This is a genomic window from Pseudomonas sp. MDT1-85, from assembly GCF_054898065.1.
Genome location: NZ_CM142715.1, coordinates 1,718,720 through 1,743,707, shown reverse-complemented (window position 1 = coordinate 1,743,707; position 24,988 = coordinate 1,718,720). Strand labels below are relative to the sequence as shown.

The window sequence follows — 24,988 nt, the reverse complement described above, 5'->3', positions numbered from 1 at the left end:
GCAAACGCATCGCCACTGACGTCCAAGCAGGGCAGACAAGTACCATCCATTCCGACGGCAAAGTCCGCAAGAAGTATAGTGCATGGACGGAACAAGCGCTTTTTCTGAAAAACCTGCTGGCCAGATATTCCAATTCGAACATTAAGTTAATCATTTAAAGCTATTCGCTACATACACCTATGGATATCAGCATTACGTGCTAAATGGCGTAGCGAACTGATGCGGGTACAAGCAAGCGAGGTCCGGTTGCCAGCTATACTCAATTCTGATGACGGGATGGCAGAACTGGCCAGAAGCGGATGGCTTGAGAAGAGACAAGAGCTACAGAGTCCAGCAGTCCACGACGGAGATTTCGTCATGAGTAACCTGACGATCGAAGGCTGGTGCAAACCCAGCGGCGCCCCAAAGTCCACCCCGGTGGGTGAGATCAGCTTTGATGTCGATGGCCCCCTCCATCTGCGTCTGGAGCAAGCTGAAGAACGCCTACAGAAAACCCATGAGCGTGAAGCCATGGTCGATGTCGACATGAACTCAATGGAGTTGATCCTGCCAGAGGGATACGGCCCCTTGTCCGACTGCCAAATGCGCGTCTACTTGCAGCACGGGCGCGGTCAGTTCCATTTGGTCGGGCATCGAGCGAGCGATGGAAGCTTGATCTATTCCAACGCGGTTTTGATTGATCAGCTGATTTAGAAGCTACTACGTGATTCTCGGGGGAACGCAAGAACCGGTCCGAAGTGGCCGGTTTTTTATGCCTGAAATTTGAGCGACCCTCGCCCTTCAACGCCGTGGCAAAACCCTGCAATACAGAAAACGGAATCTCCCCAAACCATCGCGACATGCCCTCCTAGACTCGTTTCATGCCGCTCTTCCATCCCTACTCAGGATGTATTGGTGGTTATAGTGTTGATTACTGAATTTCAGTAGGTATAGTAACCACAAGCACACCACAAGGAGGTGATGTGAATAGCCGGTTTTTGATAAGCCAAATCGTCGCAGACGGCTGGTATCTGGTGCGAATCAAGGGGAGCCATCACCATTTCAAGCATCCGACCAAGCCGGGACTGGTAACGGTTCCTCATCCGAAAAAAGATCTGCTCAAAAAAACGGCCATTAGTATTTTGCAACAGGCGCTGCTCTGACGAGCCGATGGACAGCGCCTTCGGAGGATGACGAACATGCTTTACCCAATTGCAATTTCCATGGGCGATGACGAACACGCCTGGGGTGTGGAAGTACCGGATATTCCGGGTTGTTTCTCCGCCGGGGAGGATCTGGATGACGCCATGGCCATGGCGCGCGAAGCGATCGAAGGCCATTTCGAAATACTGGCCGAAGACGGATCACCGATTCCGCCCGCCAACAAAGTGACCTTGCATGCGGCCAATCCGCAGTACGCAGGGTGTACGTGGGCCGTGGTGGACATCGATGTCACCAAATACCTGGGCAAGGCCCAGAAACTCAACATCACCCTGCCCGGCTACCTGCTCAACCGCATCGACGAATACGTACTGCATCATCCAGAAGAAAAAAGTCGCTCCGGATTTCTGGCCTCGGCGGCGCTCAAGGTTTTGCAGCAGGGCTAATGGTTCGAAGGCTGGTAAACCAAAGGGACAAACGACCAAGCCCTGTCCCTCTTTACATCAGCGCGTCGCCACCATGAACAACCGCGGAAACGGCAACAACACCGAACCATCGCTCAGCGCCGGATAGGCCTGCTCGATCGCCGCCTGATACTGCTTGAGATACTGAACCCGCTCCGCTTCATTCAGCGGCTCAAGAAAAGGTCCCAAACCGCTGCCCTTGAACCACTCGACCACGCCCGATGCGCCGTCCGTGAGTGGATGGTAGTAAGTGGTGCGCCATACATCGACCCGGGTGCAGTGGGCACGCAGCATCGAGTAGTAACCACCCGCATCCTCCATTTCCGTTCGCAGCCCAGCGACACCCGCCAGTTTGTCAGCCCAAGGGCCGTTCGCTGCGACCTCGCGCATCAACCTGTGCGACGGCTCATTGAGGTTGTCGGGCATCTGAATCGCCAGGCTACCGCCGGGCGCAAGCCTGGTCACCAATGACGGCAGCAACCGGGCGTGATCGGGTAGCCACTGCAATACAGCGTTGGCAAAAATCACATCGAACGGGCCGGTCTCATTCCAGGTATCAATGTCAGCAGTGTCGAAACGCAAGTGAGGCAAACGCTTGCGAGCGGCCTCGATCATATCGGGTGAACTGTCCACCCCTCGCACCGTGGCATTGGGAAAACGCTGCACCAGCAACTCGGTCGAATTGCCGGGGCCGCAGCCGATGTCGATTGCCGATTGGACGTCCACTGCGGGGATGGCGGCCAGCAAATCACGCGCCGGGCGCGTGCGCTCATCTTCAAAAGCTACGTATTGTTTGGCGGACCAACTCATATCGCTCTCCTGTCGGTGCAGTTGTAGCCAGAGGCTGACAACCGGTTCGCTACGATACATCGACCGGTATGCTTCGCCCTATCCCGACTTTTGGAGTAGGGACCTTTTCTTATCGCCGATTCATTGGAAATCATAACCAAAAGGACCGTTCGTCGACCGACAGGCAAAGCGATTTTGACAGTATAAAAATGGCATCTATAGTCCTATCGCGGCCTGTTGGAAGGAACCCAACCCGTCATTTCAAGGCAAGGAGCAAGGCCAGCTCGTACCCCGTGATCGAGTGGGTTCCCCAGTAGTGTGTTCGCAACGGCCGCAAGGCAAACAAGCGTTGTCGTACCTGGTAGGTAGCCAGGTAATCACTATGTTCAAAGGAGCGTTACTATGTCTCGAGTCACGGATGTACTTGTTTCGATCGACACCGAAACCATTCTGAAAAACTACCCGAACATCAGCAAAAACCCTGCTGCGCCAACGCTGATCGACGTCAATCATGTGTACATGGTGACCAATCAGAACAACGTGGTGAGTGGCCAGGCCGGTGGCGAACTCAACCTGAAAGCCCAGGTAGGCGATCTGATTCGCTGGCGTGAAACCAGCCTGTCGCAGAGCTTCGAGACTGCTGTTATTTTCTACAAATTCATCGGTAACGTAGGCAACGAGTTGATCTCCACGCCCACACCACGCAAGGCTACTGCCTGCGTCGCCGTCCCTAACACCAGCAACCCATCGGTGCCCAGCTGCCAGAAAGTCGATAACCATTACTGGTCTTCGGAAACACTTTCGTGCGGCAGCGTGACCTATCACTTCCACTTCCTGATCGTGGATCGCGACTGCAAAATCGTTGGCTGCTGCTCGTGGGATCCGTTCATTACCATCCGTAACTGATGATGGGCCGGGCCCCTTGGCAACGAGGGGCCTACCGGGCTCGTTGCCGCCTCGGCTGGAATGGATTTCTTGCGTGACCGAAGCGGCTATCGATATGCGTCAACATCATGAAAGGAATCCATGATGACTTCAGAACCGATTACCTCCCCTTCGGCGAGCGTCGTGACAGCCAATAATGTGCTGCTGATCGTCGATGCCGAATCGCTGCTTTCCCGTTATCCGCAACCCAGTCTTGAACCGCAAAAACCGACGGTGATTGAAGACGGTTTCATCTTTGCCATCAGCGGTATAGAAATAACGAAAAATACTAAAAATGACAGCAAAATAACACTGACAGCCAACAACGGGAAAGTCTTCCATATCCGCGGCAGAACCGTCAGCTTGCTGGCCGAACACAGCGTGGTATTTCACAACATGACGGTGGACGATGGCGGGGTGCTTTCGCCGCCCAAACTGCTCGTCCATGGTGAGCAGACAGTCCCCGCGCCCGACCCCGTCAACCCGACCCAACCGGGCAGCCACAAGGCCGATGATCATTACTGGGAATGCTCGCAACTGACCCCAGGCGTGGTCGCCTGCGAACTGAGCTTCATGCTGATCAACCAGCGCTGTGAAGCGTTGGGGTACTTCAGCTGGAAGACTGAGATGACGCTATCGGCGTGAATAAACATCCATAAAAAACCGGCCTCAAGGGCCGGCTTCTCGATTAGCTCAGCGGTATAGCAACGACTCACCGCTATTTATCATCCGCCCCCTTCTCCTGCATCTGCACCGAAGACTTGGTGCCGTCAGTATTGTCTTTAGTCTCGTTATCGGAATTATCGAAGCAACCCTGTAGCGCAAGCAGGCAGCAGCAAAGGTAAAACGTGCGAGGGAAGTTCATGCTGTTCTCCAGTTTCATGGGCTTGAAGTAGTGACCCATGTCAGTGGAAATGGTTGCGACTTTCTCGACCCCGAACGATCGGCACTGACAGAGGTTTCAACGCATTGGTTTTCCGCTCCCAGCAGGCAATATTCAGCAGAATTTTCGTTATGCCCGTGCTGTCTGAAAATCAGGCGCATCCTTATGAGGAATACGGCAATGAAATTCGCGAAAATCGCACAGAAACTCTCCCTGTGGGCCGGCTATCCTCGGACTTTTCTGATGGCGATCATTCTGATTGCACTTTGGGGTTTGAGCGGGCCGATTTTTCATTTCAACGATACCTGGCAACTGATCATCAACACCTCGACCACCATCATCACCTTCCTGATGGTGTTCCTGATCCAGAACACCCAGAACCGCGACACATCAAACAGCTGGAAGAATTGAGAAAGAAATATCGCCACCTCGGTGAGGGCGAAACGATTGCCCTGGACGGCACAGTCGTACCGGAAACAAAGAAACAGGATTGAATGAATGTTGATCCCTGCCCCGCGGGTGACCGGCGACGTCACCCGCGCCATTGGTGCTAACGAGGGGTGCTAACGACTGGCTTGTAGCTCTCTGGCCATTTGCAGGTGATTTTGCAGTTTGGGCAAGGTTTCTTCGGCGAACGCTTTGATTTGCGGCACGTCCGTGGTCTGCGCTTGTTGTTGAAGCTGCTCGATGGATTCTTGCGTGGTCTTCACCTGATTGGCGGCGTATGCCTGATCGAAGGACGCATCGTCCTTTACCTCCGGGATTAACGCCTTGGCCTTGTCCATCACCTCTTCGCGTGGCGCAACCGGTAAATCAAGTTCCTTGGCAATTTTCGCCAGATGCTGGTTGGCGGTGGTCAGGTCGTTGATCACCACGATGGTGTAATCCTTGACCTGTTTGGACTCGGTTTTCTGGTGCGCCAGGCGACTGGCTTCGATGTCGGCCATGCCTTTGGCCGACGCTTCGTTGATGAATTCGGCAGCTGACTGGGCAAAGGCACTGCTGGCAAACAGACCCAGTAACGTGACAAAACTGATATTGCGTAAACGGGTGGCCATCCGGCTCATGGTCGCGCCCTCCTTCTTTGAAAATTCCAACGGGGGCTTTCGCCCCCGTCTTTTAATAAAACCACTTTCACTATTACCGGGATTTCTGACCACCTTTGCGGCCCATGCCGCCTTTCGCGGAGTCTTTATCAACGGTCGTCGTGGTGGTTTTCCCACCTTTGCGACCCGATTCAGACGCCTTCGTTCGATCGTGGGAACTACCCGGACTTGGATTTTTTGAAGTAGGCATGGTTCTCATCCTCTTGGTGATGATCGCTGCGAGCAGCCGCCCGCATAGAATAAGAATTTCCATCGCCAAAAAGGTTTAGAAAAACTGGCAACGCTGCGACGAACGGTGGCGGGTTTTCAGGCCCCGAGACGCAGATGCTGCTGGCGCTTGGCGCTGTACATCGCCTCATCGGCATGCCTGAACAACTGATTTTCTTCAGTCCCATGTTCGGGGTAGCGCGCAACGCCAATGCTCGGATGGATGTTCAGGTTATGCCCGTCCAGGCGCATAGGTTGAATCAGCACCTGGCGGATCTTTCCCGCCACACTCTCGGCATCCTCCGCGGCGTGGATGCTGTGCAACAACACGACAAATTCATCACCGCCGATGCGCGCCACGGTGTCGGTTTCCCGCACGCAGCCCTTGAGCCGATTGGCGACCGCTTGCAGCAGCATGTCGCCAACCGTATGACCGTGGGTGTCGTTGACATGCTTGAAGCGGTCGAGGTCGACGTAGAGCAATGCCATTCGACCGGAGTCTGCTCGGGCCAGCGCCAGTGAGGCTTTGAGGCGTTCGCGCAGCAACTCGCGATTGGGTAACTGAGTCAGTTGATCGTATTGAGCCATGCGCTGGAGCCGGGCATGCAATTGCTTGCGCTCGATAGCGGTCGCGACCTGAGCGCAAACATACTGCAGCAGTTCCTTGTCTTGCTCGGTATAACGCTCGCCACCCGGTACGCTTTTAACGATCAACGCGCCAATGGTGCCGTTCTTCGAACTCAATGGCACGCCCAGCCAGCAGGGCGAATCCTGTCCCGCGACCAGTGCCGCAAACCCTGCCGGCGGATTGTCCTGATCCGGGGTCAGCAGGATCGGCAAGCCGCTGCGAATCACTTCACTGCAAAGACGCCCGGTCACCGTCCCGGGCTCCTCGGGTTGCGGTTCACGGTCGTCGACGTGATAGGGAAAATTCAGCTTCGCGCAGTGCTCGTCATACAGCGCCACGGAGAAATTCAATGCCGGGAGCCATTCGCCGATAATCGAATGGATGCGTTTGAACAGCGCCAGCAGATCTTCCGCCGCGTGGGCCGCTTCGGAGATGGCATACAACGCTGCTTGCCGAGACTCGGCCTGTTTGCGCTCGGTGATGTCGCGCGCCACGGCAATGCGCAGCTGATCGACCTCCGACCAGCGCGCCGACCAGAGAATGTGCGCCACCCGACCGTCCTTGCGCAGGTAACGATTTTCGAAATTCAGCTTGGGCTCGCCGCCCATGATCTCCCGCGCGGCGTCGAGAGTGCGCTGTCGGTCGGCGGGGTGCACCAGGTCAATCATCGGCTGGCCGATCAACTCGTCGGGGGTATAACCGAAAATGCGCTCGCAGGCCGCGCTGACAAATACGAAGCGACCTTGTTTGTCCACCGCACAGACGGCGTCCAGCAAGAGGTCGATGTAGCTCGCCAGTGGTTCGGAGTTTCTGCTTTCCATGATGCCGAGAGCGTGTCCGGACAATGCAACATTGAACAACCCTCCTTGACCGGTCATACGCCCGAGCGATGACTGTGCAGCTGATGCTTCCCTGCGATCAGCCTCAAGCCTTGTTCGTCACCAGCCCCGGCAGCGCATGCACCAGGGCATTGATGGCAAAACCGATGAACATTACCCCGCACAACCGGGTGATCGCCAGTTCATGTCGCTGATACAGCGTGCGCACCTGACGCGCACCGACGATGCCTATGAGAATAGCGTAGGCCATAAGACCACCAACGAAGCTCAGGACGATCAACCATGGCAGCATCGACCAATGCAGCAATTCTGCACGGCTGGACAACAGCGCAGTGAAAGTCGCCACTGCCACCGGATAAGCCTTGGGGTTGGTCAGACCGAACATGATGCCGTGCCAGAACGGCTGCCGCGCCGGCCCCTGAGGTGCATCGGTGCCGCGGCGAGCCCGGACCGCGCGCAGCCCCAGCCAGAACAGGTAGAGCCCACTGAACACGCCCAGCACATCGAACGCAGTGCTGCCGATTTCCCGCGCACCGACAATCGCGATCAGCGCCGTGCTGCACCAGACCACGTCGCCCAGCAAATGCCCGCACAGAAACCCCGCTCCGGCCCGCCGCCCGCGCGCCGCGCCGATGCCAAACACCGCTAGCACGCCCGGTCCCGGCGTGATGCCATAAATGAAGCCCGAGGCGAGAACGGCCATTAGCAGCGATGGAGTCATGGGAATACCTGTTGAAACGCCGGGTGAATGGACGCAAGTCTATCTCAGGACCCCAAGCATCGACTTAACGATCGTCGAAGAACTTCATCCCCGCATACGGCCGTTGCCGACACGCCGCCAGCCGCGACGCCAGATCCCCGACATGCGCCTCAAGCTTGTGCCCGTCCGGGTCGAGAAAATAGAACGACGCGCCTTCGCTGCGGTTGTCCCGCCATTCCCGCACATTGGCCGATCGCAGGCGTTCGGCGAACAACGGGAAGTCCGTAGCGCCGATACTGAAGGCGTAATGAGTGTAGTCAGCAGCGGGCGCGGATTCGCGTAGCGGATCGAGAGAAAGGCACAACCACAGACCAGGTAATGAGAGATAAGCGCCGGTGTCCCACGTGGCTTCTAGCTGGAGTTGCAGCAGATCGCGATAGAACGCCACGCTGCGGTTCAGGTCGGTGACGGTGAGGGTCAGGTGGTTGAGGCCGGTTAGCATGGGTTTAGTAACCTTGAGGCTGGTTCCGAGCGGAGCGTACAACTTAAACGTCCTTGAGCGTATAGCCGCAGGTTTTTTGTTGGCTGTAAGTCAGTCATCGCGAGCAGGCTCGCTCCCACATTGAATGCGTCGGGCACAGGATTTGTGTCCGACGCCAACCCCTTGTGGGAGCGAGCCTGCTCGCGATGGCATCCGGTCCAGCACCGCTAATTTCAGAACTTGTCGAGCGTACGCAGTTGCTGCGGCAACCCCCACAGCAACAACGCTTGCGCCCGAACCATGCCCCTGGTTAAAACGCGTTGCGGAAAATTTCCTCGATCTGCCGCTGATCCGCCGCCCGTGGATTGGTCAGTCCACAGGCGTCTTTCATGGCATTGCTGGCAAGCACCGGGATGTCGTTGAGCCTGGCACCGAGCTCACGTAAACCAGCCGGGATTTCCACGTCCTTGGCCAAGGTGCGAATGGCCGCGATCGCTGCCTGAGCGCCCTCCTCGGAGCTGAACCCGTGAATGTCGGCGCCCATTGCGCGGGCAACATCGGTCAGGCGGTCGGCGCAGACCAGCGCGTTGAAACTTTGCACATGAGGCAGCAGCACCGCGTTGCACACGCCATGGGGCAAGTCGTAGAACCCGCCCAATTGATGAGCCATGGCATGGACATAACCCAAGGACGCATTGTTGAACGCCATACCGGCGAGGAACTGCGCGTAAGCCATGTTTTCCCGCGCAATCATGTCACTGCCGTCGCGTACGGCCAGGCGCAGGTTATTGCTGATCAAGGTGATGGCTTTGAGCGCACAGGCATCGGTAATCGGGTTGGCCGCGGTGGAGACGTAGGCTTCGATGGCGTGGGTCAGTGCGTCCATGCCAGTGGCGGCAGTCAGGCCCCTGGGCATGGCGACCATCAGCGCCGGATCGTTGACTGACAGCAGCGGCGTGACGTTGCGATCGACGATGGCCATTTTCACGTGACGGGATTCGTCGGTGATGATGCAAAAACGGGTCATCTCGCTGGCAGTGCCGGCGGTGGTGTTGATCGCGATCAGCGGCAATTGCGGTTTGGTTGATTGATCGACACCTTCGTAGTCACGAATCGTCCCACCGTTTGTGGCGCACAAGGCGATGCCCTTGGCGCAGTCGTGAGGCGAACCACCGCCCAGAGACACCACGAAATCACAGCGACTTTCCTTGAGCAGACCCAGGCCAAGTTCGACGTTGGCAATGCTCGGATTCGGCTTGGCGCCGTCGAAGATCACCGAGTCGATGTCCTGCAACGCCAGTTTCTCGGCAATCATCGTCGCCACGCCAGCCTTGGCCAGCCCGGTGTCGGTGACGATCAGCGCCTTGCGAAAACCATACTTGCGAATGGCGTCCATGGCTTCGTCGAGGCAACCGGTACCCATGATGTTCACAGCGGGGATGAAGAACGTACTGCTCATGCGCGAGTCTCCTGGCTGAAGCCGAATCAACAGCACCGATCCGGCGGGTGCGCACAGGATCGACCCATTAGTCGTGCGGTAACTTGATCTGGCTCAAGGCCGGGTCGTGATAAAGTCGCCGTCCATCAGACCTTTTGCTTTGAGACAACGAACGCAATGACCGATTTCCAGGATGTTGATGCCCAACTTGAAGACTGGAACGCCTTGCGCACCACCGCCTCTTTCGGCGGCCTGCTGGTGGGTAACGGCGCCAGTCGTGCGGTATGGGACGACTTCGGCTATGACTCGCTGTTCGAAAACGCCCGCACGGTTGAAGAAAAGCCTCTGAGCCAATCCGAACTGAGCGTGTTCGACGCGATGCAGACGCGCAGTTTCGAACAAGTGCTTGGGGCGCTGAAAACCACCAGCCGGGTCAACAAGGCGTTGGCTGTCAGTTCTGCGGCGCCGCGCAATCGCTATTACGCGATCAAGGAAGCGCTGATCAACACCGTGCATGCGGTGCATATCCCTTGGCGGTTGGTGGTGCCCTCGACGCTGGCGACGATCAATCAGGAACTGGGCAGCTATCGAACGGTGTTCACCACCAATTACGACTTGCTCAACTACTGGGCGGTCCAGCACCGGCCTGACGCTATTACCGATCTGTTCCAGGGCACCGAGCCGCGTTTTGATCTGAGCATCACCGCCACAGACAAAACCCGGCTGCTGTACCTGCACGGCGGCCTGCATCTGGTGCGTAATCAGGACGGCACGGCGCGTAAACTGATGTCGACTGAAGGTACGTTGCTGGGCAGTTTCGCCATCAACAATACGATCAAGACCCTCGACGACGTGCCACTGTTCGTCACCGAAGGCCCGACCCAGGACAAGCTCAAAACCATTCGCAGCTCGGATTACCTGTCGTTCTGCTACGACCAGTTACTGAGCCATGGCGAGGGACTGTGCCTGTTTGGTCATGCGCTGGGTGAACAGGACAGCCACATCATCCACGCGTTGCGCCAGGCGAAACCGAAGATGGTGGCGATCTCGATTTACCCGCGCAGCAAGGCGTTTATCCAGCATCAGAAGCGGCATTACGCGAAGGTGTTCGAGGGGACGGGAGTGGAGCTGCGGTTTTTTGATTCGAAGACGCATGCGCTCGGTAGTCCCAAGCTGACCGTACCGGTCGAAGTTTAGCGGCGACAGGCCCTAATGCCATCGCGAGCAGGCTCGCTCCCACAGGGGGAATGCATTCCAATGTGGGAGCGAGCCTGCTCGCGATAACGGTCTGACATTCAATATTTATGTTGACTGTTATGGCCTCATCGCGAGCAGGCTCGCTCCCACATAGGTATTCCGGTGTGTTTAGAACACCGGCAAGGTCTTGTCCTTGATCACCGTGGTCAGGCCGTTGGCCTTGACGCTGGCGATGCCTTTATCCCTTGCGACATCCGATGAGTAGGATTCGCTGCTGCCGATGATCTCGTGGTTACCGGCCTTCAGGTTGAAGTAAGGATGACCGTCCTTCGTGGTTTTTTTCTCGTAGCGTTCGTCCAGCGGGCTGTTGGCCTGAACCGAGGCGATACCGCCATCGGCCGCACCGCGCGTGGTGTACAGCTCGCTGGTCAGAATGGTTTCGGCATTGGCCGCTTTCAATACAAACTTGAATTGACCGTTGACGTTTTTGCTCACTTCGTACCATCCAGACATGCTTTTACTCCTTGGCGATTGAGAGGTTTCGCGCTTCAGAGTAAAGACCAAGTCAGGATTTCTGTCGCCTGTACCGGCCCCTTCGCGGGCAAGCCTCGCTCCTACAGGATTTCGGTTGACCGCGATTTTTTTGCGTCCGGCCCAATCCGTTGACCGCGAATTCGCGATCGGCCCAAAACCTGTAGGAGCGAGGCTTGCCCGCGAAGGCGTCCTCAAAATTGATACAAACCGCGCTATTTCACCGCAGCCCGCACCACCGACAACTCAGGTGTCTGCACCCGTCGCTGGCTCAGGTATCGCATGCAGCTTACCCGCAGGAACGAGGCAAAATTCACCACTTCGCCGCGGTAGTCCATCACCTCTTCATACAGCTTGGCGATCAACTGATTGGTGGTCATGCCGTCGACCTCGGCGATTTCGCTGAGGATGTCCCAGAACTGATTCTCCAGCCGCAGGGTGGTCACCACCCCGCAGATGCGCAGCGAGCGGGAGCGCGACTCATAGAGAATCGGATCGGCCTTGACGTAGAGCTCGCACATGGACAGGTCCCTCGTTACAGCGTGATTTTAGTGCCCAGCAATCCGAGGAAACCGGCCAGCCAGCTCGGATGCGCCGGCCAGGCCGGTGCAGTGGCCAGATTGCCTTGAACGTGACCTTCCGTCACCGGGATATCGATGAACGTGCCGCCAGCCAAGCGCACTTCCGGGGCACATGCCGGGTAGGCGCTGCACTCGCGACCCTCAAGAATGCCTGCCGCGGCCAACAGTTGCGCACCGTGACAGACGGCCGCGATCGGTTTGCCGGCCTTGTCGAAGGCTCGCACCAGGTCCAGGACTTTTTCGTTCAGGCGCAGGTACTCCGGCGCACGACCGCCCGGCACCAGCAGCGCGTCGTAGTCTGCCGCGTCTACCTTGGCGAAATCGAAGTTCAGGGCAAACAGGTGGCCGGGTTTTTCGCTGTAGGTCTGGTCGCCTTCGAAGTCATGGATCGCTGTGCGCACGGTCTGGCCGGCGGTTTTGTCCGGGCAGACGGCGTGTACCGTATGACCGACCATCAGCAGCGCCTGGAAGGGCACCATCACTTCGTAGTCTTCGACGTAATCGCCGACCAGCATCAGAATTTTTTTAGCCGCCATGGGGAAGACTCCTCTGGAAAATGCATGGGCATGCAGGAGTATTCAAGGTAGTCCTTAATCTGTGTGGCGGGTAATACCCGATTACTACGCTGATCACCTGGGGTTGATCATTTGATTTGCGGGTGTGCACGGCCGATGTAGGAGCTGGCGAAGCCTGCGATCTTTTGGCGGTTCTGGAAATGCAAAAGATCAAAAGATCGCAGCCTGCGGCAGCTCCTACAGGGGCTGTGATCAGCTTAGATAGCCGTCAGCCCGCAGCAATGTTTCCAGGCAATGTTCGCTGATGTGGTAGAAATCCTTCAGCTCCTGAATCTTCACTAACAGCTGGGCCGGATCAACCGGTTCGGCGCGTTTGACCGCCAGGATCATCTTGTTCTTGTTGGTGTGGTCCAGTGAGATGAACTCAAAGACCTTGGTCTCGTAACCGCAGGCTTCCAGGAACAGTGCACGCAAACTGTCGGTGACCATTTCCGCCTGCTGGCCCAGGTGCAGGCCGTATTGCAACATCGGCTTGAGCAGCGCCGGGCTCTGGATCTGCAGGCGGATCTGCTTGTGGCAGCACGGCGAGCACATGATGATCGAAGCGCCGGAACGAATGCCGGTGTGAATCGCATAGTCGGTGGCGATGTCGCAGGCATGCAGCGCGATCATCACGTCCAGCTCGCTCGGCGCGACGCTGCGCACGTCACCGCATTTGAACACCAGCCCCGGATGCTCCAGCTTCGCAGCCGCGCTGTTGCACAGGTTGACCATGTCTTCGCGCAGCTCGACGCCGGTCACCTCGCCCTCGGCCTTCAGGGTGTTGCGCAGGTAGTCGTGGATCGCGAACGTCAGATAGCCCTTGCCCGAGCCGAAATCCGCCACCCGCACAGGTTTGTCCAGCGCCAGCGGCGACGAGGTCAGCGCATGGCTGAAGACCTCGATGAACTTGTTGATCTGTTTCCACTTGCGCGACATCGCCGGGATCAGCTCATGCTGCGTGTTAGTCACGCCGAGGTCTTTGAGAAACGGTCGGCTCAGATCGAGGAAACGGTTCTTCTCGCGGTTGTGCTCGGCGGACGGTACTTCGCGCAATTGCTGAGGTTTGCTCTTGAACAGTGAAGATTTGCCCTTTTTGCTGTATTCGAGCTGGGCTTCGTCGGTCAACGACAGTAAATGCGCATTTTTGAACGACGCCGGCAACAGTGTGGCGATGGTCGCCACACCTTCGGTAATCGGCAGGTTCTTGGTGATGTCGCGGGTTTTATAGCGATAGACGAAGGACAGGCATGGCTGATCCTTGACCGTCAGTTGCTTGATGATCAGCCGCTGCAAATCCGCTTCGCCACCGACGTACTTGGCCAACACCAGTTTGATGAAGGCGTTCTGGTCGAGGCTGGTTTGCAGCAGGTCGATGAACTGGGTGTGGTGATCCGGCGCGAGGCTGGCGGGAGTGGCGGTGACAGACATGGGAAAAACGGCCTCGGGCGGTGCGAATCGGGGAATGACGGGTATTTTAGGGGGGATGGCCGTTCGGGACACGCAGTTATTTACCGAACGGTGCAGAATCAAAAGATCGCAGCCTTCGGCAGCTCCTACGCCGATCGCGGTTCCCTGTAGGAGCTGCCGAAGGCTGCGATCTTTTTAGCCCAACACCACCAACCGATTCGGCAATTCATTCCTCACATGGGTCACCGGCACATGCACTTTGAGCAACTCGCCGCACGCCTCGATGCACGTCACAAAGCCCTGCAACGTCTGCCCCTGTTTCACCTGTTGCGTAAACGCCGCCACAATCGCGTCCCAGTTCTTGTTGTCCAGCCGTTTGGAAATGCCTTCATCCACCAGAATCTCCACATAGCGCTCGGCCTCGGAGACGAAAATCAGCATGCCGGTGCTGCCCACGGTGTGGTGCAGGTTTTGCTCCAGGAACTGCCGGCGCGCCAGGTTCGACGCCCGCCAGTGACGCACCGAGCGCGGGATCAGGCGCGTGGTGACTTTCGGAATACGGAACACCAGGCACAACACGATGAAGCTGAGCCATTGCACCAGTAACAGGCTATGCATGGTCAGCCAGCCCGTCAGGTAATGCACGATACCCGGCACCACCAGCGCCAGCAGACTGGCCCAGAGCAGCGGGATATACGCGTAGTCGTCGGCGCGGGCCGCAAGCACCGTGACCAGTTCGGCGTCGGTATCGCGCTCGACCCGGGCAATCGCCTCGGCGACTTTGCGTTGTTCGTGTTCAGTCAGTAATGCCATGGTTATGAATGCCTGCTCGCTATTGTTGTTTTTACCTGCAGTGTTATCACCAGCCGCCCGACGAACCGCCGCCCCCGAAACTGCCCCCGCCGCCGCTGAAGCCCCCGCCGCCACCGCCGCCAAAACCTCCGCCGCCGAAACCGCCTCCCGAGCCGCCACGGCCGCCTCCGCTTGGCAGAATACCGAACATCTGCCCGACGAAGATCGTCAGGATGAACAGCATCAGCAGCAGCACGAACAACCCCGGATGCCGCCCAACGAAATCACTCTCCTGATCACCGCCCGATTCATACACCGTCGACGGCTCGTCCAGCGGATTGCCGCCCAGCACCACCAGCATCGCCGCGACGCCATCGCTGATGCCTTTGCTGAAGTTGCCGGCCTTGAACGCGGGCGTGATCACCTGATGGATGATCACCGAACTCTGCGCATCGGTCAGGCGACCTTCCAGGCCATAACCGACTTCGATCCGCAGCTTGCGCTCGTCACGCGCGACAATCAGCAACGCGCCGTTGTTCTTGTCCTTCTGGCCAATGCCCCAGTAGCGCCCCAGCTGATAACCGAAATCCGCGATGTCGGTGCCCTGCAAGTCCAGCAACGTGACCACCACCAATTGCTCGCCGGTGGTTTTTTCGTGGGCATTGAGCTGTTGCGTCAGCTGCTCGCGCACCGCAGGCTCGATCATCTGGGCGTTGTCCACCACCCGCCCGGTCAATTCCGGGAACTTCAACTCGGCCTGGGCCGTCAGGGCAAACACCCAGAACACCAGCACCAGGCCCACTTTCAACACGCGCATTGGCAACCTCATCCTTGGTGACGCTTCTAGCCCGTTCCGGTGCTTACTGGAACTTCACTTCAGGCGCTTTCTCGGCACCGGGACTGGTGGCCTCGAAGGTTTCGCGGATGGGCAGATCGCTATACATCACGGTGTGCCACAGGCGACCGGGAAAGGTGCGGATCTCGGTATTGTACTTCTGCACCGCCAGGATGAAGTCGCGGCGCGCCACGGCGATGCGGTTCTCGGTGCCTTCAAGTTGCGATTGCAGCGCCAGGAAGTTCTGGTTGGCCTTGAGGTCCGGATAGCGCTCAGACACCACCATCAACCGACTCAACGCGCCGGTCAGCTGGTTCTGCGCCTGCTCGTACTGTTTGAGTTTTTCCGGATTGTCCAGCGTGCTGGCATCCACCTGAATCGAGGTGGCCTTGGCGCGGGCTTCAATCACCGCGGTCAGGGTTTCTTGCTCATGTCGGGCATAACCCTTGACGGTTTCCACAAGATTGGGAATCAGGTCGGCGCGACGCTGGTACTGGTTCTGCACCTGGCCCCAGGCGCCCTTGGCTTGTTCGTCCAGCGTCGGGATATTGTTGATGCCGCAGCCGGCCAGCAGTGTTGTCAGCAACATCAAGGCTGCAACCTGCAGGCTCGACCGATAATGGTGTCGTACATTCATCTGGTTGATGCTCCCTTGCACATTCCGTTGATGAAACAACCTGCGAACTCTGAACCCGGCTCTTGGGGCATAATCTGCGCCGCTACTGGATTGCATCGAGCCAATGGGCTAAAAGATGCCCAGCACTGACACACTGCGCAAGTGTGTCTGCATTTACCTGAACAACAATAGTCGCTCCCAAAATTTTGGCTGACCGGCGTGTATTCACTGCCGTTTAGGCTTTTGAGAAAACAATTCATGAAGAAGCTGTGTTTGCTGGGCCTGTTCGTCAGTCTGGCCAGTCATACCGTATTGGCCGCCACGACGCCCGCACCTATAGAGAACAAGGACGCCTTCATCAGCCACCTGATGAAGCAAATGACCCTCGATGAAAAGATCGGCCAGTTGCGCCTGATCAGCATCGGTCCGGAAATGCCGCGGGAGATGATCCGCAAGGAGATCGCCGCCGGCAATATCGGCGGCACCTTCAACTCGATCACCCGCGCCGAAAACCGTCCGATGCAGGACGCGGCCATGCGCAGCCGGTTGAAGATCCCGATGTTCTTCGCCTATGACGTGATCCACGGCCACCGCACCATTTTCCCGATTCCGCTGGCCCTGGCCTCAAGTTGGGACATGGACGCCATCGGCCGCTCCGGGCGCATCGCCGCCCAGGAAGCGGCGGCTGACAGCCTCGACATCACCTTCGCGCCGATGGTCGATATCTCCCGCGACCCGCGCTGGGGCCGCACGTCCGAAGGCTTCGGCGAAGACACTTACCTGGTCTCGCGGATTGCCGGCGTAATGGTCAGGGCCTTCCAGGGCTCCGGCGCGAACGCGGCCGACAGCATCATGGCCAGCGTCAAGCACTTTGCCTTGTACGGCGCGGTCGAGGGCGGTCGCGACTACAACGTCGTCGACATGAGCCCGGTCAAGATGTACCAGGACTACCTGCCACCGTACCGCGCGGCGATTGACGCCGGTGCCGGCGGGGTGATGGTTGCGCTGAACTCGATCAACGGCGTGCCGGCCACCGCCAACACCTGGCTGATGAACGACCTGCTGCGCAAGGAATGGGGCTTCAAGGGCTTGGCGGTCAGCGATCACGGCGCAATTTTCGAGCTGATCAAGCACGGCGTTGCCGCTGACGGTCGCGAAGCCGCGAAGCTGGCGATCAAGGCCGGCATCGACATGAGCATGAACGACACCCTCTACGGCAAGGAATTGCCAGGGCTGTTGAAGGCCGGTGAGATCGAACAGAAAGACATCGACAACGCCGTGCGTGAAGTGCTCGCCGCCAAGTACGACATGGGCCTGTTCAAGGACCCGTACCTGCGCATCGGCAAGGCCGAGGATGACCCGGCCGACACCTACGCCGAAAGCCGCCTGCACCGCGCCGAGGCCCGTGATGTCGCGCGCCGCAGCCTGGTGTTGCTGAAGAACCAGGGTGAAACCCTGCCGTTGAAAAAAACCGCGAAAATCGCGCTGGTCGGTCCACTGGCCAAGGCGCCGATCGACATGATGGGCAGTTGGGCCGCTGCTGGCCGTCCCGAGCAATCGGTGACTTTGTTCGACGGCATGACCAATGCGCTTGGCGCGCAGTCGACGCTGATCTACGCCCGTGGCGCGAACATCACCAGCGACAAGAAAATCCTCGATTACCTGAACTTCCTCAACTTCGACGCGCCGGAAGTGGTGGATGATCCGCGTTCGGCCAATGTGTTGATCGATGAAGCGGTCAAGGCAGCCAGGCAAGCGGATGTGGTGGTGGCAGCGGTGGGCGAATCCCGTGGCATGTCCCACGAATCGTCGAGCCGCACCGACCTGAACATCCCGGCAGCCCAGCGCGAGCTGATCCGGGCGTTGAAAGCCACCGGCAAACCACTGGTGCTGGTGTTGATGAACGGCCGTCCGCTGTCGATTCTCGAAGAGAACGAGCAGGCTGACGCGATTCTGGAAACCTGGTTCAGCGGCACCGAAGGCGGCAACGCCATTGCTGACGTGCTGTTCGGCGACTACAACCCGTCGGGCAAACTGCCGATCAGCGTCCCGCGCTCGGTGGGTCAGATTCCGACCTACTACAACCACCTGAGCATTGGCCGGCCGTTCACCCCGGGCAAACCGGGCAACTACACCTCGCAGTATTTCGAAGATACCACCGGGCCGCTGTTCCCGTTCGGCTTCGGCCTGAGCTACACCCAGTTCAGCCTGACAGACATGGCCCTGTCGTCGACCACACTGAACAAGACCGGCAAGCTCGACGCCAGCGTCGTGGTGAAGAACACCGGCAAGCGTGACGGCGAAACCGTTGTGCAACTGTATATCCAGGACGTGACCGGTTCGATGATCCGCCCGGTCAAGGAACTGAAGAACTTCCAGAAAGTACTGGTCAAGGCCGGCGAACAGAAAGTCGTGCACTTCACCATCACCGAGGATGACCTGAAGTTCTACAACGCCCAGCTCAAGTACGCCGCGGAGCCGGGCAAGTTCAACGTGCAGATCGGCCTGGACTCCCAGGACGTGACGCAGCAGAGCTTTGAGTTGCTGTAATTTCTGACACACCGCAAAACAAATGTGGGAGCGAGCCTGCTCGCGATGAGGCCATAACATTCAGCATCTCAATTGAATGTTATGCCGCCATCGCGAGCAGGCTCGCTCCCACAGTGGTTCTGGGGTGTTGCTGAAAGAGTATTCAGCCCCGCCGATCCAGCAGATTCACCACCAGCCGATCCACCCATCCCCACACCCTTTGCTTGACCCGCCGCCACAACGGTCGGCGCTTCCATGCTTCGAGGCTGACTTCCTGGCTCAGGGCAAAGTCACTCTCGAAACTCGCCGCCACCGCCCGGGTCAGCCCGGGGTCCAGGGCTTCGAGGTTGGCTTCCAGATTGAAGCGCAGATTCCAGTGATCGAAGTTGCACGAGCCGATGCTCACCCAGTCATCGATCAACACCATCTTCAGGTGCAGGAAACACGGCTGGTATTCGAAGATCTTCACCCCGGACCTAAGCAGACGCGGGTAGTAGCGATGCCCGGCGTAGCGCACCGACGGGTGATCGGTGCGCGGCCCGGTCAGCAGCAAACGCACATCGATACCCCGAGTGGCCGCCCGACGCAGTGAGCGGCGGACTTTCCAGGTCGGCAGGAAATACGGCGTGGCCAGCCAGATTCGGCGCTGGCCGCTGTTCAGTGCGCGAGTCAGCGATTGCAGAATATCGCGGTGTTGGCGGGCGTCGGCATAAGCAACCCGGCCCATGCCCTCGCCCATGACCGGCACTCGCGGCAGGCGCGGCAAACCGAAGTGCGCAGTGGGTTTCCAGGCGCGCCGATGACGGTTGGCGATCCATTGGCGGTCGAACAGCAACTGCCAGTCGAGCACCAACGGGCCGCCGATTTCCACCATCACTTCATGCCATTCGCTGGTGTCTTCGTCCGGTGTCCAGAACTCATCGGTAACACCGGTGCCGCCGACCACTGCCAGGCATTGATCCACCAGCAGCAGCTTGCGGTGATCGCGATAAAAGTTGCCCACCCAGCGGCGCCAGCTCAGGCGATTGTAGAAACGCAACTCGACACCGGCGGCGATCAGGCGCTGACGCAAGGTCGGGGTAAAGGCCAGGCTGCCATAGTCATCGAACAGGCAGCGCACCCGCACGCCGCGCTCGGCAGCCTGGACCAGCGCCTGAACCATGGCCTCGGCGCAGGCTCCTGCCTCCACCAGGTACAGCTCCAGTTCGACTTGTTCTTCGGCGCGGGCAATCGCCACCAGCATTCGCGGAAAAAACTGCGGGCCGTCGATCAGCAGTTCAAAGCGATTGCCATCGCGCCACGGGAAAATTGCGCCGCGCATCTCAGCGCGCCGTGAAAATCAGCACCGCACCCACCGGCACCGACAGACTGATGGCCGACAAACCGGCAACCTTGCGCAAGCTTTCCAGGCCTGGGGCCAGGTCAAAATCTTCAGCGCTGATCACCAAAGGTTCGAGGGTCACCACTTGAAAGCGTCGGTCGTCGAGACGGGTCGCCAGCAGTTCGGCGTTGTATTGGTGTTGTTTGCCATGCAGGTTGACGGTCAGCGGCAAGCGCAACTCCAGTTGCGCACCGGGCGCCAGGTCGTTGATCGGCCGCAGATCGATTTGCGTGGTGATCAGCGCTTCGGGAAACGTCTGGATCTCGAACAGTTCCTTGCGCATGCGTTCGTCACGCAGCGGAATGCCACTGTTGACCGACTCCAGCTCAACCTCCACCTGCGCCAGGCCCTTGGGATCAACCTTGCCGTGCAGCACCAGAAAGCGCTGCACTTCGGAGATGTTGGCGTTTTTAGTGCTGATGAACGATAGCCGCGAGGATTCTCCGTCCAGATACCAATTGGCCTGGGCCGACACGGTGATGCCGGCCAGCAGCAGGAAGGCGAGGGTTTTAGAGAAGGACCGCTTGAACATAAAAACTCGGGGGTAGATAAACCTGAGCGAACCTTAACTGGCCGTGGGTACATTGCAAACCGCAAAGATCAAAAGATCGCAGCCTTCGGCAGCTCCTACAGGGGTTGGCTACACCCGTTACGTCATGGTTGCACGCGGTCGATGTAGGAGCTGCCGAAGGCTGCGATCTTTTCAAGGCATCAACCGACATCCCTGCTGTTCACCAACCCAAGCAGCGCTGTTGCTACGCCCCATACCCCCAACCGTCACACGCTTATTCGCGACGTCATCGACGAACCCGCTGGTGGGCAAATACTGCTTCACATAACTCTGGCAATACTCGACCGGATTATTCATCACATAGCGGCACGAGCAGTATTCCTTGGCGGTGTAGGCGCTGATGATGTCGGGGAAGGCCCACAGCGCCACACGTTCCTGCCAGATCCAGCCAAACAAGGCGATCAGCAGCACCAGCAACAGCGTACTGAACGGCCGACGGCGAATAAAACTGCGGAGGCTCATGGCTGCACCTTCATGGCAAAGGCCTTGAGAGCGAGTTTGAGCAGTTCGTTATGCCGATAACTCCCATCGCGGTCATCGCCGTAGCGCACGATCACCAGCTTTTCGCTGGGAATCACGTACATCGCCTGCCCCCAATGGCCCAGCGCGGCGAAGGTATCGACGGGTGCATCGGGCCAAGGCTGGGTTGCGCCCTCCACCGCGCGATTGAGCCACCAATGCCCGCCGGGCACTGCTTCATCCTGATTGGCTTGAAAGTGGGCGAAAGGCTCGCGGCTGAAGTCGACCCAATCCTTGGGCAGCAATTGCCGCTCACGCCAACGACCGTCGCGCGCCATCAACAGACCGACCCGTGCCAAGTCCCGGGCAGTGAGGTAGGCGTAAGACGATGCGACAAATGTGCCCTTGGCATCTGCTTCCCACACCGCGCTGCGAATCCCCAAGGGTTCGAACAGCGCGCTCCATGGATAATCCGGATAACGGGCCGGGCCGACGATGGTTTTCAGCGCGACGGACAGTAAATTGCTGTCGCCGCTGGAGTAACGGAATGCCTGACCGGGTTTGGCGTACTCGTCGTGGTCGACAGTGAACGCGGCCATGTCGCGGTGACCACGGGTGTAAAGCATGGCCACCACCGAAGACTTCAAGGGGGCGTATTCGTAATCTTCCTGCCAGTCCAGGCCCGAGGCCCAATGCAGCAGGTCGGCCATGGTCATGGCGGGGTGTTTTTCCAGCGGTGGATAGAATTTCTGCACCGTATCCTGGAGTTTGAACAGGCCTTCGCCATAGGCCACGCCGAGCACCGCGGCCATCAGGCTTTTGCTGATCGACCAGGTCAGGTGCGGCGTTTGAGCAGTGGTCGGGCCGGCGTAGCGTTCGTAGACGAGTTGGCCGTCGCGGATCACCAGCAAGGCATCGGTGCGAATGCCTTGGTGAGTGGCATCGTCGCGGGGTGGGAAGGCGTAATTCCCCAGGGCGTGAAGTGCCGGGCCAGTGACTTTCGGGCCGGGCGACCATTGCTCGGCCGGCCAGTTTTCGGCGTGGGCTGCGAGGCTGAGCAACAGCATGAAAATCAGGGACAAGCCTTTGAACATGGGGGGCGCTCGGAGGGATGAACCTGCAGAGCCTAGTCGAGGTTGATGACAGTTTTGGAATTTGCGTCGCCTGTGAGATCGCTATCGCGAGCAGGCTCGCTCCCCCACGGGGGCTGTGTTGAGCACAAATCTGCGGTACGACACAAATCCAATGTGGGAGCGAGCCTGCTCGCGATGAGGCCCGTCAATACACCGCCAACGCCTTGGCCAACCGCTTCCCCCGCGCCCCTGCCGCCAAATCCATCACAGTCTGATCGCGCTGCCACATCGCCGCCCATTGTGGCGGGCCATCGGCCAGGGCTTGATTCACTTCAGCCTTGAGCCCGTCGAACTGCGCAAACAACCCGCCCAACAGTACATGCCCGGCCGGATTATTCGGCGCCTGGCGGCTGACTTCCGCGCACCCGGCCAGCAGCGCCAACAAGCGCAGTTGCAAGGTTTGCGGCCAGTCGGTGTCTTGACCGACGCCGAACAGCCACGCGGTCATGGCGCTCAGCACATAAATATCTTCCAGAGTGCGGAACGGTTTGACGTACGCATCCCAGCCATCCCCAGCGAGCAATTCGCACAGTGCGTTATCGAGAAACAGCCGGCCGTGGCCTATGTCCGGCATCAGTGGCATCGGCGCGAGTTTTTCCAGACGCACGCCCGGTTCGCCGGGGTAAACCACCGCAAGGTTCAAGCGCGGCACTTCGCCGGGTTCTTCGCTGCGGGCGGCGACCAGCAACCAGTCGGCGGCATCGCCGGCGGTAACGAAATCCTTGCGCCCGCTCAGGCGCAGATCGCGCAGCCGGGTCTGCATGTCCGCCACCCGCAAACTGCGCTGTTCAGTCGCACATAACGCGCCGAGGCTCAGCGGCGCGCTCGGCCAGAGCATGCGCAACGCTGCCTGATAGCCCACCAGAAACGCCAGCCCCGGTGTTGCCATCAGCCGTCCACCGACCACCGCCAGTTCGAACGGCGACACCGTGCCCAACTGTTGCAACAAGGTTGCGAACCCTTCCCCCAGATCAGGGTTGGCGGGCAGACGATCGCGGCGTTTCAACAGGGTTTGCCAGGGCATAAGAGACTCCTTGTGGGCTGTCATATAAGCATCACCAAAGCTTCATGGCGATGACACCGGGGCTACATAGCCTGACTTTGCACAACACGGCTGCATAAAGAAAGTCGATCGGCTGCAACCCAAGACGGGTGGCCAGCCCGTACGGAGACTCACAATGACTCAGATCGCCCGCATCAGCGACACCGGCAATGAACGCCGCCTGCAAGCCGAACGCCTGGTGGGCGCCGAGGCGTTGCAGGAAGCCCAGGCCTTGCGCTTCAACGTGTTCAGCGGCGAATTCAACGCCAAGCTGAAAGGCGCGGAGTTGGGTCTGGACATGGATGACTATGATGTTCACTGCGCCCACATCGGCGTGCGTGACTTGAACACCGGGCGCCTGGTGGCGACCACTCGTTTGCTCGACCACACGGCAGCCAGCAGTCTGGGCAAGTTCTACAGCGAAGAAGAATTCAGCCTGCATGGTCTGGTCCATTTGAAAGGCCCGATCCTGGAAATCGGTCGCACCTGCGTCGACCCGGCCTACCGCAACGGCGGCACTATCGCCGTGCTTTGGGGTGAACTGGCCGAAGTGCTGAACCAGGGCGGCTACAGTTATTTGATGGGTTGCGCGAGCATTCCGATGCAGGACGGCGGCATCCAGGCCCACGCAATCATGCAGCGCCTGCGCGAACGCTACCTGTGCACCGAACACCTGCGGGCCGAGCCGAAGAAGCCATTGCCGACGCTGGATATTCCGTCCAACGTCATCGCCGAAATGCCGCCGCTGCTCAAGGCCTACATGCGCCTGGGTGCGAAAATCTGTGGCGAGCCGTGCTGGGACGAAGACTTCCAGGTGGCCGACGTGTTCATCCTGCTCAAGCGCGACGAGCTCTGCCCGCGCTACGCCAAGCACTTCAAGGCGGCTGTGTAATGAGCCGCTTGCGGGTGTACGCGCGAATTGCGCGAGTGCTTTTGGTGGTGACGCTGGGCTTGAGCATGGCCAGTGTGTTCGGATTATTCGAGCGACTGGGGATTGCCCATTCGATGGTCCGTCGCCAGCGCTGGTCGAGGTTTTTCATGGCGCGGCTGAGCAATGCCCTGCCCTTTCGCGTGACCGTGCAGGGTGAATTGCCGAAAGCGCCGATGCTCTGGGTCAGCAATCACGTGTCCTGGACCGACATTCCGTTGCTGGGCATGCTCACGCCGCTGTCGTTCCTGTCCAAGGCCGAAGTGCGCACCTGGCCGGTGGCGGGCTGGTTGGCGGCCAAGGCGGGCAGCCTGTTTATCCGCCGTGGTTCAGGCGACAGTCAGTTGATCCGTAAACAAATGACCCGCCATCTGGAGCAGGAACATCCGCTGCTGATGTTCCCCGAAGGCACCACTACCGATGGCCGATCTTTGCGTACGTTTCATGGTCGTTTGCTGTCCGCGGCGATCGATTCCGAAGTGGCGTTGCAACCGGTAGCGATTCGTTATCTGCGTGATGGCGAGCTCGATTCCCTGGCACCGTTCATTGGCGATGATGATCTGCTGTCGCACCTGATGCGCTTGTTCGCCAATGATCGGGGTGAGGTGGAAATTCATCTGCTCAAACCGATCGAGTGCCAAGACCGGGAACGCGCGGCGCTGGCGTTCGAAGCGCAGCAGGCGGTGCAGAGGGCGTTGTTTGGGGCGATTCCAGAAATGCAGCAAGCACCAATGCGACCCGCAATCGCGGCTTAAACACACATCTCCACTGTGGGAGCGAGCCTGCTCGCGATAGCGATTTCACATTCAATGATGATGCTGAATGTCACA

The 24,988-nt window shown here is 58.7% G+C and carries 28 protein-coding genes and 1 pseudogene; 10 read left to right on the top strand and 19 right to left on the bottom strand.

The genetic code is table 11. The features are described from left to right. Nucleotides 1–357: 357 nt before the first annotated feature. From ACYZT2_RS07840 to ACYZT2_RS07830, 3 genes are all read left to right on the top strand, one after another. Nucleotides 358–693, top strand: a complete 336-nt coding sequence (locus tag ACYZT2_RS07840) for a hypothetical protein (protein ID WP_461971347.1) — start codon at nucleotides 358–360, stop codon at nucleotides 691–693. Nucleotides 694–962: 269 nt separating this feature from the next. Then, complete coding sequence (locus ACYZT2_RS07835; protein ID WP_048394018.1) at nucleotides 963–1,142, top strand: type II toxin-antitoxin system HicA family toxin; 180 nt, start codon at nucleotides 963–965, stop codon at nucleotides 1,140–1,142. A gap of 36 nt (nucleotides 1,143–1,178) precedes the next feature. After that, complete coding sequence (locus ACYZT2_RS07830) at nucleotides 1,179–1,586, top strand: type II toxin-antitoxin system HicB family antitoxin (protein ID WP_008074516.1); 408 nt, start codon at nucleotides 1,179–1,181, stop codon at nucleotides 1,584–1,586. A 57-nt stretch (nucleotides 1,587–1,643) separates the two neighbouring features. Here ACYZT2_RS07830 and tam read toward each other — a convergent pair whose 3' ends face one another. Then, entirely contained in the window at nucleotides 1,644–2,414 is a 771-nt protein-coding gene (gene tam / locus ACYZT2_RS07825; RefSeq protein WP_461971346.1) for a trans-aconitate 2-methyltransferase, read from the bottom strand. Between the two features lie 381 nt (nucleotides 2,415–2,795). Here tam and ACYZT2_RS07820 point away from each other — a divergent pair, with 381 nt between their 5' ends. From ACYZT2_RS07820 to ACYZT2_RS07810, 3 genes and pseudogenes are all read left to right on the top strand, one after another. Continuing rightward, entirely contained in the window at nucleotides 2,796–3,299 is a 504-nt protein-coding gene (locus ACYZT2_RS07820; protein WP_150654945.1) for an inclusion body family protein, read from the top strand. Between the two features lie 123 nt (nucleotides 3,300–3,422). Beyond that, on the top strand, nucleotides 3,423–3,962 hold the full coding sequence (locus tag ACYZT2_RS07815; RefSeq protein WP_461973025.1) for an AidA/PixA family protein: 540 nt from the start codon (nucleotides 3,423–3,425) through the stop codon (nucleotides 3,960–3,962). Between the two features lie 418 nt (nucleotides 3,963–4,380). After that, nucleotides 4,381–4,694 (top strand): annotated as a pseudogene (locus ACYZT2_RS07810) (low affinity iron permease family protein). A gap of 69 nt (nucleotides 4,695–4,763) precedes the next feature. Here ACYZT2_RS07810 and ACYZT2_RS07805 read toward each other — a convergent pair. The 6 genes from ACYZT2_RS07805 to yiaY form a co-directional block, all read right to left on the bottom strand. Beyond that, nucleotides 4,764–5,267 (bottom strand): DUF4142 domain-containing protein, encoded by a 504-nt coding sequence (locus tag ACYZT2_RS07805; protein ID WP_461971345.1) that lies wholly within the window; start codon nucleotides 5,265–5,267, stop codon nucleotides 4,764–4,766. A 73-nt stretch (nucleotides 5,268–5,340) separates the two neighbouring features. Then, nucleotides 5,341–5,496 carry a stress protein gene (locus ACYZT2_RS07800; RefSeq protein ID WP_253551477.1) on the bottom strand — a complete coding sequence of 52 codons (156 nt, stop codon included), beginning with the start codon at nucleotides 5,494–5,496 and terminating at the stop codon, nucleotides 5,341–5,343. 116 nt (nucleotides 5,497–5,612) lie between these two features. Beyond that, nucleotides 5,613–6,962, bottom strand: coding sequence for a sensor domain-containing protein (locus tag ACYZT2_RS07795; RefSeq protein WP_461973023.1), 1,350 nt, complete (start codon nucleotides 6,960–6,962; stop codon nucleotides 5,613–5,615). A 103-nt stretch (nucleotides 6,963–7,065) separates the two neighbouring features. Beyond that, nucleotides 7,066–7,701 (bottom strand): LysE family translocator, encoded by a 636-nt coding sequence (locus tag ACYZT2_RS07790; RefSeq protein WP_461971344.1) that lies wholly within the window; start codon nucleotides 7,699–7,701, stop codon nucleotides 7,066–7,068. 64 nt (nucleotides 7,702–7,765) lie between these two features. After that, nucleotides 7,766–8,182, bottom strand: coding sequence for a fosfomycin resistance glutathione transferase (gene fos, locus ACYZT2_RS07785; protein WP_461971343.1), 417 nt, complete (start codon nucleotides 8,180–8,182; stop codon nucleotides 7,766–7,768). A gap of 289 nt (nucleotides 8,183–8,471) precedes the next feature. Further along, nucleotides 8,472–9,620 carry an L-threonine dehydrogenase gene (gene yiaY, locus ACYZT2_RS07780; protein WP_461971342.1) on the bottom strand — a complete coding sequence of 383 codons (1,149 nt, stop codon included), beginning with the start codon at nucleotides 9,618–9,620 and terminating at the stop codon, nucleotides 8,472–8,474. A 156-nt stretch (nucleotides 9,621–9,776) separates the two neighbouring features. Here yiaY and ACYZT2_RS07775 point away from each other — a divergent pair, with 156 nt between their 5' ends. Then, entirely contained in the window at nucleotides 9,777–10,796 is a 1,020-nt protein-coding gene (locus tag ACYZT2_RS07775) for a DUF4917 family protein (RefSeq protein WP_461971341.1), read from the top strand. A 168-nt stretch (nucleotides 10,797–10,964) separates the two neighbouring features. On the opposite strand, the gene ACYZT2_RS07770 is transcribed toward ACYZT2_RS07775, so the two are convergent. The 7 genes from ACYZT2_RS07770 to ACYZT2_RS07740 form a co-directional block, all read right to left on the bottom strand. After that, nucleotides 10,965–11,309: a YegP family protein gene (locus tag ACYZT2_RS07770; RefSeq protein WP_461971340.1), complete on the bottom strand. Its 345-nt coding sequence runs from the start codon at nucleotides 11,307–11,309 to the stop codon at nucleotides 10,965–10,967. A 233-nt stretch (nucleotides 11,310–11,542) separates the two neighbouring features. Next, a complete protein-coding gene (locus ACYZT2_RS07765) occupies nucleotides 11,543–11,848 on the bottom strand; it encodes a ribbon-helix-helix domain-containing protein (RefSeq protein ID WP_007903755.1) in 306 nt (101 codons plus the stop codon). 14 nt (nucleotides 11,849–11,862) lie between these two features. After that, nucleotides 11,863–12,444, bottom strand: a complete 582-nt coding sequence (locus ACYZT2_RS07760; protein ID WP_095051422.1) for a DJ-1/PfpI family protein — start codon at nucleotides 12,442–12,444, stop codon at nucleotides 11,863–11,865. A gap of 231 nt (nucleotides 12,445–12,675) precedes the next feature. Continuing rightward, nucleotides 12,676–13,893: a class I SAM-dependent methyltransferase gene (locus tag ACYZT2_RS07755; RefSeq protein ID WP_461971339.1), complete on the bottom strand. Its 1,218-nt coding sequence runs from the start codon at nucleotides 13,891–13,893 to the stop codon at nucleotides 12,676–12,678. A gap of 174 nt (nucleotides 13,894–14,067) precedes the next feature. Further along, nucleotides 14,068–14,685, bottom strand: coding sequence for a TPM domain-containing protein (locus ACYZT2_RS07750; protein WP_461971338.1), 618 nt, complete (start codon nucleotides 14,683–14,685; stop codon nucleotides 14,068–14,070). A 46-nt stretch (nucleotides 14,686–14,731) separates the two neighbouring features. Continuing rightward, nucleotides 14,732–15,481 carry a TPM domain-containing protein gene (locus ACYZT2_RS07745; protein ID WP_461971337.1) on the bottom strand — a complete coding sequence of 250 codons (750 nt, stop codon included), beginning with the start codon at nucleotides 15,479–15,481 and terminating at the stop codon, nucleotides 14,732–14,734. Nucleotides 15,482–15,524: 43 nt separating this feature from the next. After that, nucleotides 15,525–16,136, bottom strand: coding sequence for a LemA family protein (locus ACYZT2_RS07740; RefSeq protein WP_008074530.1), 612 nt, complete (start codon nucleotides 16,134–16,136; stop codon nucleotides 15,525–15,527). A 237-nt stretch (nucleotides 16,137–16,373) separates the two neighbouring features. On the opposite strand from ACYZT2_RS07740, the gene bglX reads away from it, so the two are divergent. Next, nucleotides 16,374–18,665: a beta-glucosidase BglX gene (gene bglX / locus ACYZT2_RS07735; RefSeq protein WP_461971336.1), complete on the top strand. Its 2,292-nt coding sequence runs from the start codon at nucleotides 16,374–16,376 to the stop codon at nucleotides 18,663–18,665. Nucleotides 18,666–18,807: 142 nt separating this feature from the next. Here bglX and ACYZT2_RS07730 read toward each other — a convergent pair whose 3' ends face one another. From ACYZT2_RS07730 to ACYZT2_RS07710, 5 genes are all read right to left on the bottom strand, one after another. Next, nucleotides 18,808–19,965: a phospholipase D-like domain-containing protein gene (locus ACYZT2_RS07730; protein ID WP_461971335.1), complete on the bottom strand. Its 1,158-nt coding sequence runs from the start codon at nucleotides 19,963–19,965 to the stop codon at nucleotides 18,808–18,810. Nucleotide 19,966: 1 nt separating this feature from the next. Further along, nucleotides 19,967–20,557 carry a YceI family protein gene (locus ACYZT2_RS07725; protein ID WP_461971334.1) on the bottom strand — a complete coding sequence of 197 codons (591 nt, stop codon included), beginning with the start codon at nucleotides 20,555–20,557 and terminating at the stop codon, nucleotides 19,967–19,969. Between the two features lie 171 nt (nucleotides 20,558–20,728). Then, nucleotides 20,729–21,058, bottom strand: a complete 330-nt coding sequence (locus tag ACYZT2_RS07720; RefSeq protein WP_461971333.1) for an amidase — start codon at nucleotides 21,056–21,058, stop codon at nucleotides 20,729–20,731. Then, a complete protein-coding gene (locus ACYZT2_RS07715; RefSeq protein WP_461971332.1) occupies nucleotides 21,055–22,149 on the bottom strand; it encodes a serine hydrolase domain-containing protein in 1,095 nt (364 codons plus the stop codon). The genes ACYZT2_RS07720 and ACYZT2_RS07715 overlap by 4 nt, the downstream gene beginning before the upstream one ends. Nucleotides 22,150–22,333: 184 nt before the next feature. Next, nucleotides 22,334–23,212, bottom strand: a complete 879-nt coding sequence (locus tag ACYZT2_RS07710; RefSeq protein ID WP_461971331.1) for an acyl-CoA dehydrogenase — start codon at nucleotides 23,210–23,212, stop codon at nucleotides 22,334–22,336. Nucleotides 23,213–23,366: 154 nt separating this feature from the next. Here ACYZT2_RS07710 and olsB point away from each other — a divergent pair, with 154 nt between their 5' ends. Next, nucleotides 23,367–24,122, top strand: a complete 756-nt coding sequence (gene olsB / locus ACYZT2_RS07705) for an L-ornithine N(alpha)-acyltransferase (RefSeq protein ID WP_007903792.1) — start codon at nucleotides 23,367–23,369, stop codon at nucleotides 24,120–24,122. Next, the gene (locus ACYZT2_RS07700) at nucleotides 24,122–24,913 is read left to right on the top strand and encodes a lysophospholipid acyltransferase family protein (protein ID WP_461971330.1); all 792 of its coding nucleotides are present in this window, start codon (nucleotides 24,122–24,124) and stop codon (nucleotides 24,911–24,913) included. Before olsB ends, ACYZT2_RS07700 begins: the two co-directional genes overlap by 1 nt. Nucleotides 24,914–24,988: the final 75 nt, after the last annotated feature.

Excerpts from the sequence above, each read along its gene's own strand:
- ACYZT2_RS07795 (WP_461973023.1), bottom strand. The coding sequence starts at position 6,962 with ATGGAAAGCAGAAACTCCGAACCACTGGCGAGCTACATCGACCTCTTG.
- ACYZT2_RS07815 (WP_461973025.1), top strand. The coding sequence starts at position 3,423 with ATGACTTCAGAACCGATTACCTCCCCTTCGGCGAGCGTCGTGACAGCC.
- ACYZT2_RS07730 (WP_461971335.1), bottom strand. The coding sequence starts at position 19,965 with ATGCGCGGCGCAATTTTCCCGTGGCGCGATGGCAATCGCTTTGAACTG.
- ACYZT2_RS07840 (WP_461971347.1), top strand. The coding sequence starts at position 358 with ATGAGTAACCTGACGATCGAAGGCTGGTGCAAACCCAGCGGCGCCCCA.
- tam (WP_461971346.1), bottom strand. The coding sequence starts at position 2,414 with ATGAGTTGGTCCGCCAAACAATACGTAGCTTTTGAAGATGAGCGCACG.
- ACYZT2_RS07725 (WP_461971334.1), bottom strand. The coding sequence starts at position 20,557 with ATGTTCAAGCGGTCCTTCTCTAAAACCCTCGCCTTCCTGCTGCTGGCC.
- ACYZT2_RS07700 (WP_461971330.1), top strand. The coding sequence starts at position 24,122 with ATGAGCCGCTTGCGGGTGTACGCGCGAATTGCGCGAGTGCTTTTGGTG.
- ACYZT2_RS07750 (WP_461971338.1), bottom strand. The coding sequence starts at position 14,685 with ATGGCATTACTGACTGAACACGAACAACGCAAAGTCGCCGAGGCGATT.
- ACYZT2_RS07820 (WP_150654945.1), top strand. The coding sequence starts at position 2,796 with ATGTCTCGAGTCACGGATGTACTTGTTTCGATCGACACCGAAACCATT.
- ACYZT2_RS07755 (WP_461971339.1), bottom strand. The coding sequence starts at position 13,893 with ATGTCTGTCACCGCCACTCCCGCCAGCCTCGCGCCGGATCACCACACC.
- ACYZT2_RS07745 (WP_461971337.1), bottom strand. The coding sequence starts at position 15,481 with ATGCGCGTGTTGAAAGTGGGCCTGGTGCTGGTGTTCTGGGTGTTTGCC.
- ACYZT2_RS07830 (WP_008074516.1), top strand. The coding sequence starts at position 1,179 with ATGCTTTACCCAATTGCAATTTCCATGGGCGATGACGAACACGCCTGG.
- ACYZT2_RS07790 (WP_461971344.1), bottom strand. The coding sequence starts at position 7,701 with ATGACTCCATCGCTGCTAATGGCCGTTCTCGCCTCGGGCTTCATTTAT.
- yiaY (WP_461971342.1), bottom strand. The coding sequence starts at position 9,620 with ATGAGCAGTACGTTCTTCATCCCCGCTGTGAACATCATGGGTACCGGT.
- ACYZT2_RS07710 (WP_461971331.1), bottom strand. The coding sequence starts at position 23,212 with ATGCCCTGGCAAACCCTGTTGAAACGCCGCGATCGTCTGCCCGCCAAC.
- olsB (WP_007903792.1), top strand. The coding sequence starts at position 23,367 with ATGACTCAGATCGCCCGCATCAGCGACACCGGCAATGAACGCCGCCTG.
- ACYZT2_RS07740 (WP_008074530.1), bottom strand. The coding sequence starts at position 16,136 with ATGAATGTACGACACCATTATCGGTCGAGCCTGCAGGTTGCAGCCTTG.
- bglX (WP_461971336.1), top strand. The coding sequence starts at position 16,374 with ATGAAGAAGCTGTGTTTGCTGGGCCTGTTCGTCAGTCTGGCCAGTCAT.
- ACYZT2_RS07805 (WP_461971345.1), bottom strand. The coding sequence starts at position 5,267 with ATGAGCCGGATGGCCACCCGTTTACGCAATATCAGTTTTGTCACGTTA.
- ACYZT2_RS07760 (WP_095051422.1), bottom strand. The coding sequence starts at position 12,444 with ATGGCGGCTAAAAAAATTCTGATGCTGGTCGGCGATTACGTCGAAGAC.
- ACYZT2_RS07765 (WP_007903755.1), bottom strand. The coding sequence starts at position 11,848 with ATGTGCGAGCTCTACGTCAAGGCCGATCCGATTCTCTATGAGTCGCGC.
- fos (WP_461971343.1), bottom strand. The coding sequence starts at position 8,182 with ATGCTAACCGGCCTCAACCACCTGACCCTCACCGTCACCGACCTGAAC.
- ACYZT2_RS07715 (WP_461971332.1), bottom strand. The coding sequence starts at position 22,149 with ATGTTCAAAGGCTTGTCCCTGATTTTCATGCTGTTGCTCAGCCTCGCA.
- ACYZT2_RS07800 (WP_253551477.1), bottom strand. The coding sequence starts at position 5,496 with ATGCCTACTTCAAAAAATCCAAGTCCGGGTAGTTCCCACGATCGAACG.
- ACYZT2_RS07720 (WP_461971333.1), bottom strand. The coding sequence starts at position 21,058 with ATGAGCCTCCGCAGTTTTATTCGCCGTCGGCCGTTCAGTACGCTGTTG.
- ACYZT2_RS07775 (WP_461971341.1), top strand. The coding sequence starts at position 9,777 with ATGACCGATTTCCAGGATGTTGATGCCCAACTTGAAGACTGGAACGCC.
- ACYZT2_RS07770 (WP_461971340.1), bottom strand. The coding sequence starts at position 11,309 with ATGTCTGGATGGTACGAAGTGAGCAAAAACGTCAACGGTCAATTCAAG.